The organism is Arthrobacter crystallopoietes BAB-32, from assembly GCF_000328305.2.
Classification (GTDB): Bacteria; Actinomycetota; Actinomycetes; order Actinomycetales; family Micrococcaceae; genus Crystallibacter; species Crystallibacter crystallopoietes_A.
The window spans coordinates 1-15,265 of record NZ_ANPE02000093.1 but is presented as its reverse complement, the minus strand read 5'-3'; the positions used below and the strand labels follow the sequence as shown (position 1 = coordinate 15,265).

Annotated in this window: 19 protein-coding genes; 13 read left to right on the top strand and 6 right to left on the bottom strand. The window is 67.2% G+C overall.

Translation table 11 applies throughout. From position 1 onward, the window contains the following. Window positions 1-952: Ig-like domain-containing protein (locus D477_RS06785; RefSeq protein ID WP_005268266.1), on the top strand; the 952-nt coding region annotated here is incomplete at its 5' end. Between the two features lie 192 nt (window positions 953-1,144). Here the strand turns inward: D477_RS06785 and D477_RS06780 are convergent. After that, the gene (locus D477_RS06780) at window positions 1,145-1,753 is read right to left on the bottom strand and encodes a TetR/AcrR family transcriptional regulator (protein WP_005268265.1); all 609 of its coding nucleotides are present in this window, start codon (window positions 1,751-1,753) and stop codon (window positions 1,145-1,147) included. Window positions 1,754-1,953: 200 nt separating this feature from the next. Between D477_RS06780 and D477_RS06775 the strand changes: the two genes are divergently transcribed. Then, window positions 1,954-2,334, top strand: a complete 381-nt coding sequence (locus D477_RS06775) for a hypothetical protein (RefSeq protein ID WP_150110027.1) — start codon at window positions 1,954-1,956, stop codon at window positions 2,332-2,334. Window positions 2,335-2,444: 110 nt separating this feature from the next. Continuing rightward, complete coding sequence (locus D477_RS06770; RefSeq protein WP_005268263.1) at window positions 2,445-2,732, top strand: DUF4190 domain-containing protein; 288 nt, start codon at window positions 2,445-2,447, stop codon at window positions 2,730-2,732. A 38-nt stretch (window positions 2,733-2,770) separates the two neighbouring features. Here the strand turns inward: D477_RS06770 and D477_RS06765 are convergent, their stop codons facing one another. Beyond that, the gene (locus D477_RS06765) at window positions 2,771-3,031 is read right to left on the bottom strand and encodes a hypothetical protein (RefSeq protein ID WP_005268262.1); all 261 of its coding nucleotides are present in this window, start codon (window positions 3,029-3,031) and stop codon (window positions 2,771-2,773) included. Window positions 3,032-3,109: 78 nt separating this feature from the next. Between D477_RS06765 and D477_RS06760 the strand changes: the two genes are divergently transcribed. From D477_RS06760 to D477_RS22990, 4 genes are all read left to right on the top strand, one after another. Next, a complete protein-coding gene (locus D477_RS06760; protein WP_005268261.1) occupies window positions 3,110-4,084 on the top strand; it encodes an SDR family NAD(P)-dependent oxidoreductase in 975 nt (324 codons plus the stop codon). 39 nt (window positions 4,085-4,123) lie between these two features. Then, on the top strand, window positions 4,124-4,630 hold the full coding sequence (locus D477_RS06755) for a DUF2231 domain-containing protein (protein ID WP_005268260.1): 507 nt from the start codon (window positions 4,124-4,126) through the stop codon (window positions 4,628-4,630). Window positions 4,631-4,777: 147 nt separating this feature from the next. Beyond that, window positions 4,778-5,677, top strand: coding sequence for an ABC transporter ATP-binding protein (locus D477_RS06750; protein ID WP_005268259.1), 900 nt, complete (start codon window positions 4,778-4,780; stop codon window positions 5,675-5,677). 109 nt (window positions 5,678-5,786) lie between these two features. Beyond that, entirely contained in the window at window positions 5,787-7,415 is a 1,629-nt protein-coding gene (locus tag D477_RS22990; protein WP_005268258.1) for an ABC transporter permease, read from the top strand. A 323-nt stretch (window positions 7,416-7,738) separates the two neighbouring features. Here D477_RS22990 and D477_RS06740 read toward each other — a convergent pair whose 3' ends face one another. Next, a complete protein-coding gene (locus tag D477_RS06740; protein WP_005268257.1) occupies window positions 7,739-8,050 on the bottom strand; it encodes a hypothetical protein in 312 nt (103 codons plus the stop codon). Between the two features lie 665 nt (window positions 8,051-8,715). Here D477_RS06740 and D477_RS06735 point away from each other — a divergent pair. From D477_RS06735 to nhaA, 6 genes are all read left to right on the top strand, one after another. Beyond that, window positions 8,716-9,252: a hypothetical protein gene (locus D477_RS06735; RefSeq protein ID WP_237740723.1), complete on the top strand. Its 537-nt coding sequence runs from the start codon at window positions 8,716-8,718 to the stop codon at window positions 9,250-9,252. Window positions 9,253-9,284: 32 nt separating this feature from the next. Next, window positions 9,285-9,401: a DUF3040 domain-containing protein gene (locus tag D477_RS23675; protein WP_337587552.1), complete on the top strand. Its 117-nt coding sequence runs from the start codon at window positions 9,285-9,287 to the stop codon at window positions 9,399-9,401. Continuing rightward, on the top strand, window positions 9,395-9,571 hold the full coding sequence (locus D477_RS23670) for a hypothetical protein (RefSeq protein WP_005268254.1): 177 nt from the start codon (window positions 9,395-9,397) through the stop codon (window positions 9,569-9,571). Before D477_RS23675 ends, D477_RS23670 begins: the two co-directional genes overlap by 7 nt. A 121-nt stretch (window positions 9,572-9,692) precedes the next feature. Continuing rightward, window positions 9,693-10,181, top strand: a complete 489-nt coding sequence (locus D477_RS06725; RefSeq protein ID WP_005268253.1) for a hypothetical protein — start codon at window positions 9,693-9,695, stop codon at window positions 10,179-10,181. Between the two features lie 99 nt (window positions 10,182-10,280). Further along, window positions 10,281-10,703: a PRC-barrel domain-containing protein gene (locus tag D477_RS06720; protein ID WP_005268252.1), complete on the top strand. Its 423-nt coding sequence runs from the start codon at window positions 10,281-10,283 to the stop codon at window positions 10,701-10,703. 298 nt (window positions 10,704-11,001) lie between these two features. Further along, window positions 11,002-12,348 carry a Na+/H+ antiporter NhaA gene (gene nhaA / locus D477_RS06715; RefSeq protein ID WP_005268251.1) on the top strand — a complete coding sequence of 449 codons (1,347 nt, stop codon included), beginning with the start codon at window positions 11,002-11,004 and terminating at the stop codon, window positions 12,346-12,348. A gap of 195 nt (window positions 12,349-12,543) precedes the next feature. Here nhaA and D477_RS06710 read toward each other — a convergent pair whose 3' ends face one another. The 3 genes from D477_RS06710 to D477_RS06700 form a co-directional block, all read right to left on the bottom strand. Further along, complete coding sequence (locus tag D477_RS06710; protein ID WP_005268250.1) at window positions 12,544-13,368, bottom strand: ArsR/SmtB family transcription factor; 825 nt, start codon at window positions 13,366-13,368, stop codon at window positions 12,544-12,546. A gap of 211 nt (window positions 13,369-13,579) precedes the next feature. Further along, the gene (locus D477_RS06705; protein WP_005268249.1) at window positions 13,580-13,768 is read right to left on the bottom strand and encodes a hypothetical protein; all 189 of its coding nucleotides are present in this window, start codon (window positions 13,766-13,768) and stop codon (window positions 13,580-13,582) included. A 97-nt stretch (window positions 13,769-13,865) separates the two neighbouring features. After that, on the bottom strand, window positions 13,866-14,789 hold the full coding sequence (locus tag D477_RS06700) for a DUF1963 domain-containing protein (RefSeq protein WP_005268248.1): 924 nt from the start codon (window positions 14,787-14,789) through the stop codon (window positions 13,866-13,868). Window positions 14,790-15,265: the final 476 nt, after the last annotated feature.

The window sequence follows — 15,265 nt, the reverse complement described above, 5'->3', positions numbered from 1 at the left end:
CCCGACGGTCACCGCGCGCGGCCCGGCCTCCGCTGCGACCAACGTCGCCGTGGGCAGCAACGTGACGGCCACCTTCAGCGAGTTCATGCAGGGCGTCTCCGGCACCACCTTCACCCTGCGCAATCCCGCAGGCACCGTCATCCCCGCCGTCGTGACCTACGACCAGGCGACGAAGCGGGCCACACTGAACCCCTCGGCCAACCTCGCGCCGAACACCGTCTACACCGTCCGGCTGGCCGGCGGCACCACCGCCATCCGGGACACCGCGAACATCGCGCTGGCCAGCACCAGCTGGACCTTCACCACGGCGGCCGCGCCGACCGTCACGGCTCGCACCCCGGGCTCCGGCGGCACAGCGGTGGTCTCTGCCAACAACATCACGGCGACCTTCAGCAAGTCCGTCACCGGCGTCAGCGGCACCACCTTCACCCTGAAGAACGCCGCCGGCACCGTGATCCCCGCCGCCGTGAGCTACGACGCCACCACCCGCGTGGCCACCCTGAATCCGTCCGCCAACCTGCCGGCCGATGCCCGCTTCACCGCGACCCTGACCGGCGGCCCTTCGGCGATCCGGGACACCACCGGGCTGCCGCTGGCCAGCACCAGCTGGTCCTTCACCACCGGGCCGGCGCCGACCATCACCACCAGGACGCCGGCGGTCAACGCAACGGCAGTCCGGCGGGCCAACAACATTACAGCGACGTTCAGCGAAGCCATGCAGGGCATCACCGGCTCGACGTTCACCCTGCGGAACGCGTCGACCGGCGCAGTGATCTCGGCCGTGGTCAGCCGCAACGGAACCACCAACCAGTGGATCCTCAACCCGAGCGCGACCCTGGCCTCCAACACCAGGTACACCGTCAGGATCACCGGCGGCACCTCGGCAGCCCGGGACCTCGCCGGCAACCCGGCAGCCACCACGTCCTGGAACTTCACCACCGGAACGCTCTAACCGGCCGGATTGCGCCAACCCACCACAGGCACTGCCCGTCCACGCTCCCGAGCTGTGGACGGGCAGAACCTTGTGCCGGACCTGAAGGCTGGCGCAAAGGAGACCTGCTCACATACCCCGAGTGCCGCTGGCCAAGGCACCCGCGCCAGGCACCGCCGTCGTACTCCCAGTCCCGGTGACGGCCGCGGACCGTTAGCTGACCTGTTCCGGGAGCCGCTCCGGGCGGTGTTCGGCGATCAGCAGACCGCCAAGAGTCTTGGCCCGGGCAGCAGCCCCGCGGTCCCCTTCGGCGGCGCAGACAATCGATCCGGCCATCAGGATGCGCCAGGATCGGGCGAACCCGCCGACGTCCTCCAGCCCGGCTTCCTCGGCCAGCCCGGCAAGCTGTTTCGTGATCTCAGCCAGATAGCCGATGCTGGCCTGCCCGGCCGGATCCGTGGCGCCCATTTCGAACATGACCCGGATGAAGGAGCAGGCCTCGTAGTCCTCCTGGGCGAACCATTCGCCGAAAACGTCGAAGATTGCGAGCAGCCGCTCCTCGGGACTGTCCGCGCGCCGCCCGACTTCGTCCAGCAGCCAGCTGATGCCGAAAACCTCGTGCCGCCGCTGCAGGAAGGCCAGGACCAGGGCTTCCTTGGACGCGAAATGCCGGTAGAAGGTCGCCTTGGCCACTCCGGCCGTACGGATGATCTCCTCGATGCCCACGTCGCGGACCCCGCGCTGCGCAAAGAGCGGATAGACGGCGGAAAGCACCCGCTCGCGGGCATCAGCAGCGGCGGTTGCGTCAGTTCCGGATAACACGCCAATACGATACGACAATTCGCGCAGGAACCGCTGATGCGTCCTCCCTTACAAAGTAAGCCCTGCATTTCCTGTTCGCGTCCCATGCTGTATAAGCTTCGATCGAGAGACAAGACCGATCGGTCTTGCCGGCGCAGGAAGGCTTCCTTCACCCCGAAAGGAAGCGTCCTGCACTTGGAAAGGGACGCTCAATGAATCCGGTGAATGAAACCAGCACACTGCCGCTGTCGATTGCGGAGCTGGACTCGACGGTCTACGTCGAGTCGTCGCCGACGGCCGTGCCGCCCGTCGAAGAAGAGACCCGGACTTTCGGGCCGGACGGCCTGACGGAGGGACAGCAGAAAGCCCTGGCCGCCGTCACGGTCCGCGCCGGGGAAGTTGAAGCCGCCGAATGGACTTTGGACCAGGCCAAGGCGGCCTGCAACGCCCAGATCGCCGCAGCCCTGGCCTCCGGTGTGCCGGCAGAAACAGTGGCCGAAGCCGCCGGAGTGTGCGCCGCCGTCGTGGCCGACCTCGCCCGCGAGGCAGCCGCAGCGCTCTCCGCAGAGCCCTCCGCAGCGCTGCCCTCCGCAGCCGGCTGAACAATTCGGGTTTTTGCCGGCTTTCCCCTATTAACGCCCAACCTTTGGTACGTTGCGTGAACACTTCCGCAGAGCGCCTGCGGAAAACCCTACCCGCTTGGGGGAACACCATGACGAGTCCCTACCCGCAGAATCAGTCAGGAGCAGGCTATCCTCCGGCCCAGCCGAACAGGACCAATCCGCTGGCCATCGCCTCCCTGATCTCCTCCTTCTTCATCAGCATTCTCGGTATCGTGCTGGGACATATCGCGTTGAGCCAAATCAAACGCACCGGAGAAGGCGGACGCGGCCTGGCCATCGCAGGGCTGATCATCGGCTACGTCAGCCTGGTCGCAGGAATCCTCATCTTCATCAGCATCATGGGACTCGTAGCCACTCAGGTGGAGACCAGCCCCTAACCGCAGCCTGGTCCTGGCAACCCCACCGGGCGGGATGACTAGTGGCTGTGCAGCCATTCGATTCCGGGCACAAGCACGGTGAACCAGAATACGAGCCCGCAGCCGACGGCGATGAGTGCCAGCAGGGAACCTATGACGACCCACGACTTCAACTCCTGGTCCCTGAACATGTTCTTCCGCCCTTCCCGCGGGACTTCCTCGTGGCCCGAGCCCTGCCACACCTCACTGTTCACCGTGCTGCCTGCGATTTTCTTGAAGCCTGTCTCTGCTGGCGTCCGCGCCGGCAAGACGTCCAGCATTCTGCCTCCTGCACTGTCCAGCCTGGCTGAAGGCTGCTTGGATGGGAGCAGGCGGCAAGACTCCAAGCGGGAGGACCCATGCCAGAGCAGCCCAAGCCCGATGCGCCCGTGGTGGTTGTTGTCGGCGCGTCCAGCGGGATCGGCCGGCTGACGGCGCACGAGTTCGCGCGGCGCGGCGCCCGGCTGGTGCTGGCGGCACGGAGCGAGTCCAGCCTGCAGGACGTTGTTGAGGAGTGCCGCCGGCTGGGCGGCCAGGCAATTGCGGTGCCGGCCGATGTGACGGTCGAGGCGCAGGTGCAGCAGTTGGTCAGGGCTGCCGTGCGGGAATTCGGCTGGATCGACGTGTGGATCGGGGCTGCGTCGGCCTACGCCTACGGGACGGTCGAAGCCACTCCCCCGGCTGTCTTCCGCCGGCTGCTCGAGACGAACCTGACCGGCCAGCTGCACGGCATCCGCGCGGTGCTGCCGCAGTTCCACCAGCAGGGCCGCGGCGCGCTCATCCTGGTCGGCTCCATCTACTCGCGGATCGGGACGCCCTACGTCTCCGCCTACGCGGCGAGCAAGGCCGGGCTGCTGCGGCTGGCCGAAGTGCTCCGGCAGGAGCTGCATGCGGAGAAGGACATCCACGTCAGCGTGGTGCTGCCGGCAACGTTCGACACACCGATCTTCCAGCACGCGGCCAACTACACCGGGCACAACGTCAAGCCGCTGCCGCCGGTGGGCGATCCGAAGCGGGTGGCCCGCAAGATCGTCCGGCTGGCCTACCGGCCGCGGCCGACGGCGATGGTCGGCGTGCTCCAGCGCGGCTTCGTCCCGGTGCACGACTGGCTCCCCCGCGTCTACGACCGGTTCGCCCCGGCGCTGATGGACCGGTTGGCCCTCGGGAAGGACGACGTCGCCCCGCACACCGGGACCGTCTTCGAGCCCCGGCCCGAAACCAACGCGGCCACCGGCGGCTGGCGCTCGATGACCACACGCCTGCTGCTGGCCGGGGCACTCACGGCAGGCGCCGCCGTCGTTAGCAAGACCCGCAGGAGGACACGCGCCCGATAAGCGGTGCACGTGCCGCACCAAACCTTTCCAGGAGGAGCCATGGCAGAGCAGTCAGCCCAGCAGCGGGCGAAGCAGCCCCGGACGGGCCTGGCCGGACCGTACGGCCACCCCTTCCATCCGATCCTGGTGACGGTCCCGATCGGAGCCTGGATCGCCGCGGTGATCTTCGATGTGGCGGCCATGTTCACCGCAGAGCCGGAGGCTTTTGCCCGCGGGGCAGTGTGGCTGACGGGAATCGGAATTGCCGGCGCGCTGGTTGCCGCCGTCTTCGGCTTCCTCGACTATTCGCAGCTGGCGCCGGAGACGCGGGCGCGGCGCACCGCCACGTTGCATATGATGCTCAACCTGATCGTGACGATGTTCTTCATCGTCGCTTTCATGCTGCGCCTGGCGGGCGGCTACGAGGACTGGAGCATCACCGGCTTCCTGCTCAGCCTGGTCGGGCTGGGAATGCTCGGGGTGTCGGGGTGGCTCGGCGGGAAGCTGGCGTACCGCTACGGAGTGCGGGTGGCCGACGAGCGGACGCAGGGCGAGGCGTTCAGGTAACCTCGCCGCTTGCCGGCCCGCCGCAGCTCCTGCTTCGGTGCCGCCGCCGTTGGCAGGCCTCGCAGGAAGCAGCTCATCCCGATCCTGTCACCGGGCGGTGCTAGTGTGCGCCGTAAGGGATCTTCGGCTCGACGGAGGGGTGGGCCCATGGGCAGGCCGGCGGTGGTGGAGGCGTCCGGGCTGGTGAAGCTGTTCGGGCGGACGCGGGCACTGGACGGGCTGGACCTGTCCGTGGGCGAGGGCGAGGTGCACGGTTTCCTCGGGCCGAACGGGGCCGGCAAGTCGACCACGCTGCGCGTGCTGCTGGGGCTGATCCGGCCGACGTCGGGCGCCGTGCGCGTGCTTGGGCGGGATCCGTGGGCGGAGCCGGTGGCCGTGCACCGGGACATCGCGTACGTGCCCGGCGATGTGAACCTGTGGCCGAACCTGACCGGCGGCGAGGTGGTGGACCTGCTCACCGGGCTGCGCGGCGGCGCGGATGCCGGGCTGCGGGAGCGGCTGGTCGAGGAGTTCGGGCTGGACCCGCGGCGCAAGGTGCGCTCGTATTCGAAGGGCAACCGGCAGAAGGTGGCGCTGGTGGCGGCATTCGCGCGGCCGGCCCGGCTGTACCTGCTGGACGAGCCGAGTTCCGGGCTGGATCCCGTGATGGATGCGGTGTTCCGCCGGCAGATCCGCCGGGTGGCGGACGAGGGCGCCACCGTGCTGCTCTCCAGCCACATCCTCTCCGAGGTCGAGCAGCTGTGCGGGCGGGTGACGATCATCCGCGCCGGCAGGGCGGTGGAGACCGGCTCGCTCGCCCAGCTGCGGCACCTGCGGCGCACCCGCTTCCGCATCACGCTGCCGCCGGGCGGGCAGCTCCCGGCATTGCCCGCGGCGGTGCACGATGTGGCGGTCGAGGACAACACGGTGGAGTTCGATGTGGAGTCCGCCGACCTTCCGGCCGTCCTCGCGGGCCTGGCCGAGCTCCGCCTCACCGCGGTGGAGGCGGCGCCGCCGTCCCTGGAATCGCTGTTCCTGCGCCATTACGACGCCGGTGCCCGGCCATGAGCGCGACTCCCGTTCCGTTGGTTCCAACCCTGTACGACGGCGGTGCCCGAGGCAAGCGTGCATGGCGCCTTCCCATCACCCCACCCTTTGACGACGGCGGTGCGTGGGTATGAGCGCGGCCTTCCTCGGGTTGCTGCGGGTCCAGGCGCGGCGGGACCGGGTCACGCTGCCGATCTGGATCCTCGGCCTCGGCCTGCTCGGATTTGCGATCGCCAGCGCCGTCGCCACGCAGTTCGGCAGCGAGGCCGAGCGCGCCGCCATCATCGTTGTGGCGGCCGCCAACCCGGCTTTCCTATTCATCCGCGGCCTGCCGGACGGCACGGATCCCGGCGCCTTCGTGTTCTTCCAGGCCTATGCGTTCACCGCGGTGCTCGCCGGACTGATGAGCACGCTGCTGGTGGTGCGGCACAGCCGGGCAGACGAGGAGCTGGGCCGCGCCGAGCTCGTGGGATCCATGCCGCTGCGCCGCTCCGCCCCGCTGCTGGCGACGCTGCTGCTCGCCCTCGCGGCCAACCTGCTGCTGGCCGCTGCCGTGGCAGGGGGCTACGTGCTGGGCGGGCTGGATGCCGCCGGCTCCTGGATTACGGGGCTGGCCGTGGGCGCCGTCGGCTTCTTCTTCACCGGCGTGGCCGCCCTGCTGGCCCAAGCTATGCCGACCGGCCGCGCAGCCAACGGCGCCGCCGCCGCGCTCGTGGGACTGGCCTATCTGGTCCGAGGCATCGGCGACGCCTTCGGCACGCCCGACGCCTCGCTGCTGCGCGCCGAACCCGCCTGGCCGTCTCGGCTCTCTCCGATCGGCTGGGGCCAGCGCTCCCGGCCGTTCACCGACGCGGACCCCGCACCGCTGCTCTGGCTGGCACTGCTCGGGCTCGCGCTCTGCGCCGCGGCCGTGCTGGTCCGCGAACGCAGGGACCTCGGCGCGAGCCTGCTGGCAGACCGTCCCGGCCGCGCCAGCGCCGGCCCAAGCGGACGCTCCCTCGCCGGACTGGCCTGGCGGCTGCAGCGCGGGACCATCCTCGGCTGGGCGGTCGGCGCGGCCGTCCTCGGGACGTTCTCCGGCGCCCTTGGTCCCATGCTCGCCGACGCCGTCGCCGGCAACCAGGCCCTCGCCCAGTTGATCGAGCGGCTGGTTCCGGGCATTCAGGCGAACACCGTCGACGTGTTTGTCACCGCCCTGCTCGGCATCACCGGCGTCCTCGCCGCCGCAGCCGGTGTCCAGGCCATGCTCCGCCTGCGCGCCGAAGAGGAAGAAGGCCGGCTCGAAATCCTGCTCGCCCTCCCCCGCTCCCGCGCCCGCTGGTTCGGCACCAACCTGGCCATCGCCGCGCTCTCCGTCCTCGCCGTCGCCCTCGCCGGCGGGCTCGCCGCAGCCCTCTCGGACACCCTCGCCGGAGACTCCACCCCGGCCAGGCGCTTCTGGCTGCTCATCGCTTCCGCGCTGGCCCACGTGCCGGCCGCCCTCGTCATCGTCGGCCTCGCCGCGCTGGCCTTCGCAGTGCTCCCCCGGCTGTCCGTCCCGCTGGGCTGGGGCATCCTCGCCGCCGCCCTCATCCTCGGCCAGTTCGGCGACCTCCTCCAACTCCCCGGCTGGATCCAAGACCTCAGCCCCTTCCGCCACTCGTCTGCCATGCCCGTGGAAGACTTCGCCGCCGCCCCGGCGCTCACGATGGCCGCCGCCGTCGTCCTCCTCGCCCTCGGCGCCACCCTCCTGCTCCGCCGCCGCGACCTCACAACATGACCAGCCCGCCTGAGGTCGCGGTAGGATCCGGCATCACCTGCGACCTTCCTGCCATCCTCCTGCCACGGGCGCTGCCCACTCCGTTCCAGCGCGACTTGGTCCCGGTGCACGGTTTGGCTCCCCAGGATGTACGAGCGGTTCACCCCCGTGCTGATGGACCGGCTGGCCCTCGGGAAGGACGAGGTTGTCCCGCACCCCGGGGCCGTCTTCGAACCCCGGCCCGAAACCAACGCGGTCAGCGGCGGCGGGCGCTCGCGCCGTCCCGCCGCTACAGCGCCTCTGCCATTAGCTAGACAGCGCAGGTGGGCGGACTTTCGGGGAATCTAAGCAAGAGGATCCCGTGCATCGAGCGTGAACCCGCAGGCACACCGGTAGATGCAGGTGTCGGATGCCGGCGGTTCCGGCGGAACAGTTCCGGGCGCCAGCACCATGAGCGGCGCGGTGATGGGCAGATCGGCGGCAGTCACCAAGTGCATCGGTTCCCCGCAGTGGACATGCTCTGCCACAGTCCGGGCCAGCGCCGCATCCACCGGCAGGCACGCCAGCTCCGGCCTGGGGACCATGGGATCAACGCCTCCTGTACGGTCCTGCCGGGGCAGGTCTCCGGACGGGAACATCACTTCCAACGAGTTCATGCAGCTCTTCCCCTGACATTGCCGTCTCTCTGCAGCGGGGGCCGTCCCTCCCGCTGCCGGCCTCTTTGCCGGCGGCTCCGGTAATCCTACGACGACCCCCGCCCGGACAACAGGACCAAGTCGGCACCGTTCCCGTTACAGTCGCGTCAAGAATGATTCGGGCGCAGTCACGGGTGAATAACACGGGTTGTCCCGGCCCGGGGGTCGCCCTAGCGTGGTTAGTAGGAGCCATTTCGACTCAGGGGACACGGCGTGGGGGCTGCGGCAAGAAGCCGCGGAACGCCCGGCTCCGCAATGAAGCCACAGCAGAACAAGGCGGGCAAATGCCTACCCGTAGCTCACATGCCAGGCGCTTTGCATGCAGGGCCAGTTTCGCCGGTCTGCGAGCACCGGGGGCCGGCGCCGCACGGGGTGAATCGTCAGGACACAGGCGTGTGCATCCGTTCCCTCACCTATCCACGACAGTTTGCGACGCAACGGCGCGTTCGGCCTCTTCCCCGCCGGGCGTACCGCCGCAGCGGCGGCCAACTATTACCTGGTGCCGCGGTTGCTTGAGGCGATGACCGCCAGAAGGAGACAAAGTCATGAATGCAAATACCGCAGGTGCCAGGTTCCCCGCCTGGCACCGCCACGAGAAAACTGCCGGTGAAACCAGAGTCGGCGGCATGAAGTTCGGCTCCGCATTTTTCGGCTGGATGACCGCAACCGGCGTGTTCCTGCTGCTGAGCGCGGTGGCCACCGCTCTTGCCGCACTGTTCGGCGCCACCGGCACCTTTGATCCCGGCCAGCTTGCAGAACAGGCACGGCAGAATCTGCAGACTGTCAGCATCGTCGGAGCGATCACGCTCGCGGTTGTGCTGTTCATCGCCTACTACTGCGGGGGTTACGTCGCCGGCCGCATGGCGCGTTTCGACGGCGCCAAACAAGGGCTTGCGGTGTGGCTGTGGGCAGTCGTCATTTCCGTCCTCGTAGCGATCCTCGCAGCGGTTACAGGCCTGCAATCGACCGCGCCTGCCGGGCTCGACAGCCTTCCCCGTGTACCGGTGGACGAAGGGAGCATGACGGCCGGTGGAATCATCCTCCTGGTTGCAGTCGCGCTGATTACGCTGGCTGCAGCCGTCGTCGGAGGCCAGGCCGGTATGCGCTACCACCGCAAGGTCGACAGGGTTGAAGCGAACCCCGACGTCCCCGCTGCGGAGTAGACGGACTTTCCGGAAGGGAAGGCACGATGGCCATGCCGCTATCGGAAGAAGAGCGCAGGTCCATTGAAGAGCTCGAGGACCAGTTTGCCAATGAGGATCCGGAACTGGCCCGCGAGCTGGAACGCGGCCGGGATTCCTCCCCATGCTGACGGTTTTGGCCGGGCTAGCCCTCGTGATTGTTGGAATCAGCACCCAGCTGCTGATCATCGGCGCAGCCGGCTTCCTGCTCTCCTGCGCCGGCGCCTACCGCATTTCGGGGCACCTGGGCCGCCAGGCCTCGCCGGGCATTCCACGGCGCATCCCACCACGGAATCCATGAAACGACTGCGCATCAACCCGGCTCTGGTCCTCGGCGCCGGCCGATCGCGACAGTGTCCCCGAACATCCCCACACTGCTTCCGTCCCGCACCGGGAATGGGGCGGGAAGAAGGAGATCCGTCATGTCTTATGGCAAGAGAACGCATCAACCCTGTCGAACGCGACAAGCAGCGGCAGCTCTCGCCCTGGCTGCCCTTGCCGTATCCGGCTGCGGCAACGATACGGCCGGACCGGAAACCGGTACCGACGTCGAAGAGGTCCAACCTGATGTCATTCGAGACACCGTAGAGGAGGCCGAAGAGGCCGGGGACGGCGAATCGGTCACAGTTTCCGCAAAGGTCAACGAAATCATTTCGCCGTTGTCCTTCACGATCGCCGGTACTGATGACACAACCGTCGATCCCCTGCTGGTGGTTCACGACGACCAACTACCGGAGGTCGAACCCGGACAAATCGTCCAGATCACCGGAACCGTCTACCGGAACATCCAGCTGCCCAGGCTGGAAGAGACCGCCGGCATCGATCTGGACGACACGCTGCACCAGGAGTGGGAGGACAAGACCTGCATTGTGGCCAGCCAGGTCAGCCTGCTGGAGGGAACCGGCTACTAGTGATGCACCCGTCTCCACGGAGGAGAAGCCTGGACAAGCGGCAGAGCCCGGTCGCGAATCCCGCGGACTGGTGCCAGATGATGGATAGGAGATCAGGTCATGTCTGAAGACAAAATGGCAGAATTGAGGAAGCTCAGCGACACCGCCCAAACCGTCTCCGGGGATGATGAGGACATCCGCGGCCGTGACGTGAAGGCGAGGGACGGAGAAGATCTCGGGAAGATCGACGATCTGCTGATCGACCCGGAGGAGAACAAGGTGCGCTTCCTCGTCGTCGCGTCGGGAGGATTCCTGGGGATAGGCCAAACAAAATCCTTCATCCCCGTCGACGCGGTCTCGCACATCAGCGCCGACGAGGTCCATGTCACCCAGCGACGGGACGACGTAGCGGGCGCACCGGTCTACAACCCGGAACTGGTCGCGGAGCGGGACTTCTACGAGAACGTCTACAGCTACTATGGCTACGCACCGTATTGGACTCCGGGCTACGTCTATCCCGCCTTCCCCTACCCGCCGCGTTAGGGACACCGCCGTCACACGCGCGAACTCTTCCGGGGCACCCACCGCGGGAGCCGCCGTCGCTCGCGTCCCATTGGCGGCCCTGGTCTCCTCCCGTTGGCCCCGCTTCCGGCAGCTTCTGACCTCCGAGCCGTCTGTTGTCCTGCGGGACGGGGAAATCAAGCACCACGCGCTCAGCGTGACACCGCTGGGAGCCAGCGAGCGGTTGGGACAGCGTGGCTACGACGGCTAAAGTGCAAGAAGGTGTGCCGGGAAGTCTGGTCGGCAAATAACTGACCCGACCCCTCCCAAAAGGAGCATCATGCCGTCCTCCAGCCACTCACCCGAACCGCACGGACCGCCGGTCGCAGGCCGCGGCAGCTACGCCGAAGCGCTGCGCATCGGCGAAATTCTGCGCAAGGAAACCGTCGGTGGCGCCCTGCTGGTAGCAGCGGCCGCGATCGCCATCATCTGGGCGAACTCCCCTTGGTCCGAAAGCTATTTCGCGCTCCGGAACTTCAAAGTCGGATACGAGCCTTGGCATCTTGAACTGAGCCTGGGCGCCTGGGCTGCGGACGGCCTGCTGGCGATCTTCTTTTTTCTGGTCGGCCTGGAACTCAAGCGCGAGTTCGTGGCCGGCGACCTTCGGGACCCGCGGAAAGCAATGGTGCCGGTCGCCGCGGCGGTGGGCGGCGTCGTCGTTCCTGCCCTCATTTACGTGGCGTGGAACTGGTCTGATCCGGAAGCGCGGGGAGGCTGGGCAGTGCCGACGGCGACAGACATCGCCTTCGCTGTGGCAGTACTGGCAGTGATCGGTTCCCACCTGCCCAGTGCCCTGCGGATCTTTTTGCTGACCCTGGCTGTGGTTGACGACCTGATAGCAATCGCCATCATCGCCTTTGTCTACACGGAGGAAATCCATGTTCCGGAGCTGCTGCTGACCCTCATTCCGGTCGCGGTCTACACCCTCCTGGCCCAGAAGTTCCGGCGCTTTTTCGGACTGAAGCCGGCCGCAGCCTGGCTTATACTCCTGCCGATCGGCATCGTGGCCTGGGCACTGCTGCACGCCTCGGGCATCCACGCCACCGTAGCCGGCGTGCTGCTGGGCTTCGCCATTCCCGTGCTGCATAGCCAGGCCGGCGGCGGGCCCGAGGCCGGACCGGGGCTGGCCGAGATCTTCGAACACCGCTTCCGTCCCGTCTCCGCGGGATTCGCGGTGCCGGTCTTCGCCTTCTTCTCGGCCGGTGTGGCCATCGGAGGCGCGGGGGGACTGGCCTCGGCGCTCTCGGATCCGGTGGCCATCGGCATCATTGCCGGGCTGGTCCTGGGCAAGCCCATCGGCATTCTGGGCATGACGTGGCTGATGGGCAAGCTCACCCGGGCACGGCTTGACGCATCCTTCCGGTGGGTCGACCTGCTGGGCATCTCGCTGCTCGCGGGCATCGGTTTCACGGTCTCGCTGCTGGTGGCCGAACTCAGCTTCGGCCTGGGCACCGCTGCCAATGACCACGCGAAGGTGGCGGTGCTGGGCGCCTCGGTGCTCGCGGCATTGCTGGCAGCCATGGTCCTGTCGACCAGGAACCGACAGTACCGCAGGATCGAAGCTGAAGAACGCGTTGATGCCAACGCCGATGGAATTCCGGATGTTTATCAGGACGGCCAGAAGTAGCGTCCGCCCGGCAATTCCGGATACGGCGAAGCCTGCACGGGGCGAAGGCGCGGCTTGAACATAGTACTGGCTACAGGGCTGACGACGGCAGGAGATGCGCTGATCCTGCTCGGCCTCGCTGACATGTTCCAGACCTTGCTGCACCCGAGCGGGAAGGGGCGGCTGAGCAGACTGGCGTCGCGCGCGTGCGGTAGCTTAGCCGTTCTTTGCCATGTTGGCGGCGCGTTCTTCTGCGTGGAACTCCCATGGTTCCTGCGGCAGCACGTCGCCGGTCTCCAGCAGCGTCTTGAGGTTGGCCAGCACTGCCGGCCAACCCTGGCCGACGCCGCGGAAGTCATCCATGCTTGCCAGCAGCGTGTGGGTCACCGTGAGCTTGACGATGCCGCGTCCGGGCTCGATCTCGAACGCGACCACGCTCGGCTCGAAGGTGGGGTCGTCAAAGCGCGCCGGGTCGTCGAAACCGAATACAAGACGGTGCGGGCGCTCGCTCTCGATCACCCGGCCGGACGCGTCGGCTATGCCCGAGCCGTCGAGGCGGACGTGGTCAACCCTGCTGCCGACCTGCCAATCGGAGACCTGGGAGTGCCCCCAGAATCGGCCAGACACCTCAGGATCGGTCAGGGCGCTCCACACCTGCTCCGGGGTGGCGCGAATGAACGTTGTGTAGACGTAGTCCGGAACAGGGTTCGTCGTCGATGCGGTCATTGAGTGTTCCTCTGCTCGTTGCTTGATGGCGTCGAGGGCGGCGAGTCGTGGCTCCTCGAACTTCCAGATCCAGCGGCGCTGGATTCCGTGGATGGGAACCGGGTTGAGGTAGTGCAGCTTCCGCCGGCCATCACGCACCGAGGTCACCAGGCCTGCTGCCTCCAGCAGGTCGAGATGCTGGCTCACGGACTGGCGGCGCATGTCCAGTCCCTCACAGAGTTCGCCCAGCGTCAGGCCCGACTGCTCGTGCAGCATATCCAGCAGACGACGACGGCCCGGGTCGGCCAGGGCCTTGAAGATCTCGTCCGTTCCCACCCGACCATTATGCAGGTGATTGCCTGCATAATGCAATGAAGGCGACAGCTGTCCCGTGCAGAGCGCCGGGTGAAGCTCGAGGCCGCCAAGCTCCGCGAGACCCCTTGACCGCCGCCTTGGCCGCGAAACGCCGGCCTGGGTGATTAAGCTTGCGCGCGAGAAGATTTAGCAGAAGAGACGACGTACGCACTCGCGGCCGGGACCGCCGTCGTTAGCGTCCGAAGAGGAAATACAGGGCGGCGACGGCCAGACCAATGACCAACAGGCCGCCGAGGTAGGCGGCAACGCAGACACGATCCCTGCCGGCAGGTGCGGACAGCTCGGCGATGCCGCCCTGCCAGTCATCGACCGTGCAGGTGGCCCGGATGCTCTTTTCGTACGTATCGCACGATCCATCCATGACGGATCTCCCCCAACTTTCCCCAACAAAGTAGATCAAGTGAAACGTTTGGTCGTTGACGTTGTCAAGGGTGCTGCCCGTCCCGCCGCTGGCCGGGTCAGCCCATCCGGACGAGGCACCAGGCTTTGCCGAAGTCACGGCCGGCCAGGTCCGAACGGCGCATCCACACCTCCAGATGCCCGGCGTCGCCGAACCAGCCTTCCAGATGCGTCCAGCTTTCCAGGTCCAGCAGCAGGACGTGCCCGTCGCCGGCGTCCAGTGGGAGCACGGCGTTGAGGACGTCGACGGCCTCGCTGATACCTTTCCAGCTGTGCCCATAGAGGTGCGACACCGGGAGGTAGACCTTCTCGCGGCCGGCTTTGTAGTAGCTTTGCCACGCGTCCAGGATCGCGTCGTGGGCGTCCTCGATCCGGATGAAGTCCGTTTCGGGCAGTGCCAGGTTGTCTTCCGGCGAGCGGAGGCTGAGGGACGCCGAGGGAATCACCACCTGGCAGACATCCGTCGGGGCTTCCGCGCCGGCCGGCGCTTCCGCAACGGTGCCGTCCGGCTCCGGCACCCACCGCACCAGCCACGCCTGGGCATCCCGGTCCGCGGGCTCAAAACCGTAGGTCTCGCAATCGTGGAAGACCTCCAGGACGCCCGCGTCCGGCAGCGATTGGCCTGCGTCGGCAGGATCCGGCATTCCCGATCCCCACACCGCCCGGTGTTTGTTCTCGACGACGGCGGCGACCTCACCCAGGTGGATCGCGGCGACGTGGGAGAGCTTGCGACCGTCGCGCCGCTGTGGCCATTCGGGCACAGGTCCGACGGCGGGACCTCCCAGCCAGGATAGGTGGACTTTGCCATCCCACAGGTCGTCGATGTCTTCCCGCCCCGGCGGGAGGTTGAGGGACGAAAGCACGACCGAGAACCGGATGTCATCGGCTAATTCGGGGGCGTTGACGGCCGGCGAGGTCAGCCACGCGGCAATCTCCGCGTTGGTGCCGTTGATCCGCGGTTCCGGCTCCGCGGCGCGGGCCATGCGTTCCTCCTGCTGGGTAGACGGACATTCCTGAAGCCGAGCGTTATGTGGGCGCCCAAAAGGATATCCACAAACTCATCTTTGCCCTTTCAGCCGACACTCGCCGCTGCAAGAGTTGAATCATGGAAAGTCCTCGAGGGCAATCGATAGAAATTGAAGACGGGGAGAACCTGTGGGAAGCAGCGACTACCCTTCGATGGATATCAAGAAGTTCAGGCGGCTATTGGCGAATTTGGGATACCAACCCACTGGTAGCGGCAAGGGCAGCCATGGGAAACTGGTGCACGATCGCGAAGGAGGCGCTCCGTGGTAAGTTCCGCCCAAATGATCGTCACTAGGTGGGGCGGCTCCACAGCCGTTTCGTTGTCGAGCCCGCAGCTGCCAGGCATCATCTGTGCCTACGACGAGGATCCGTCGCCCGCCGAAGTATTATCGGCGGCCGTTGCCGCGGGGCTGGACCCTGAGGGCACTGTCGA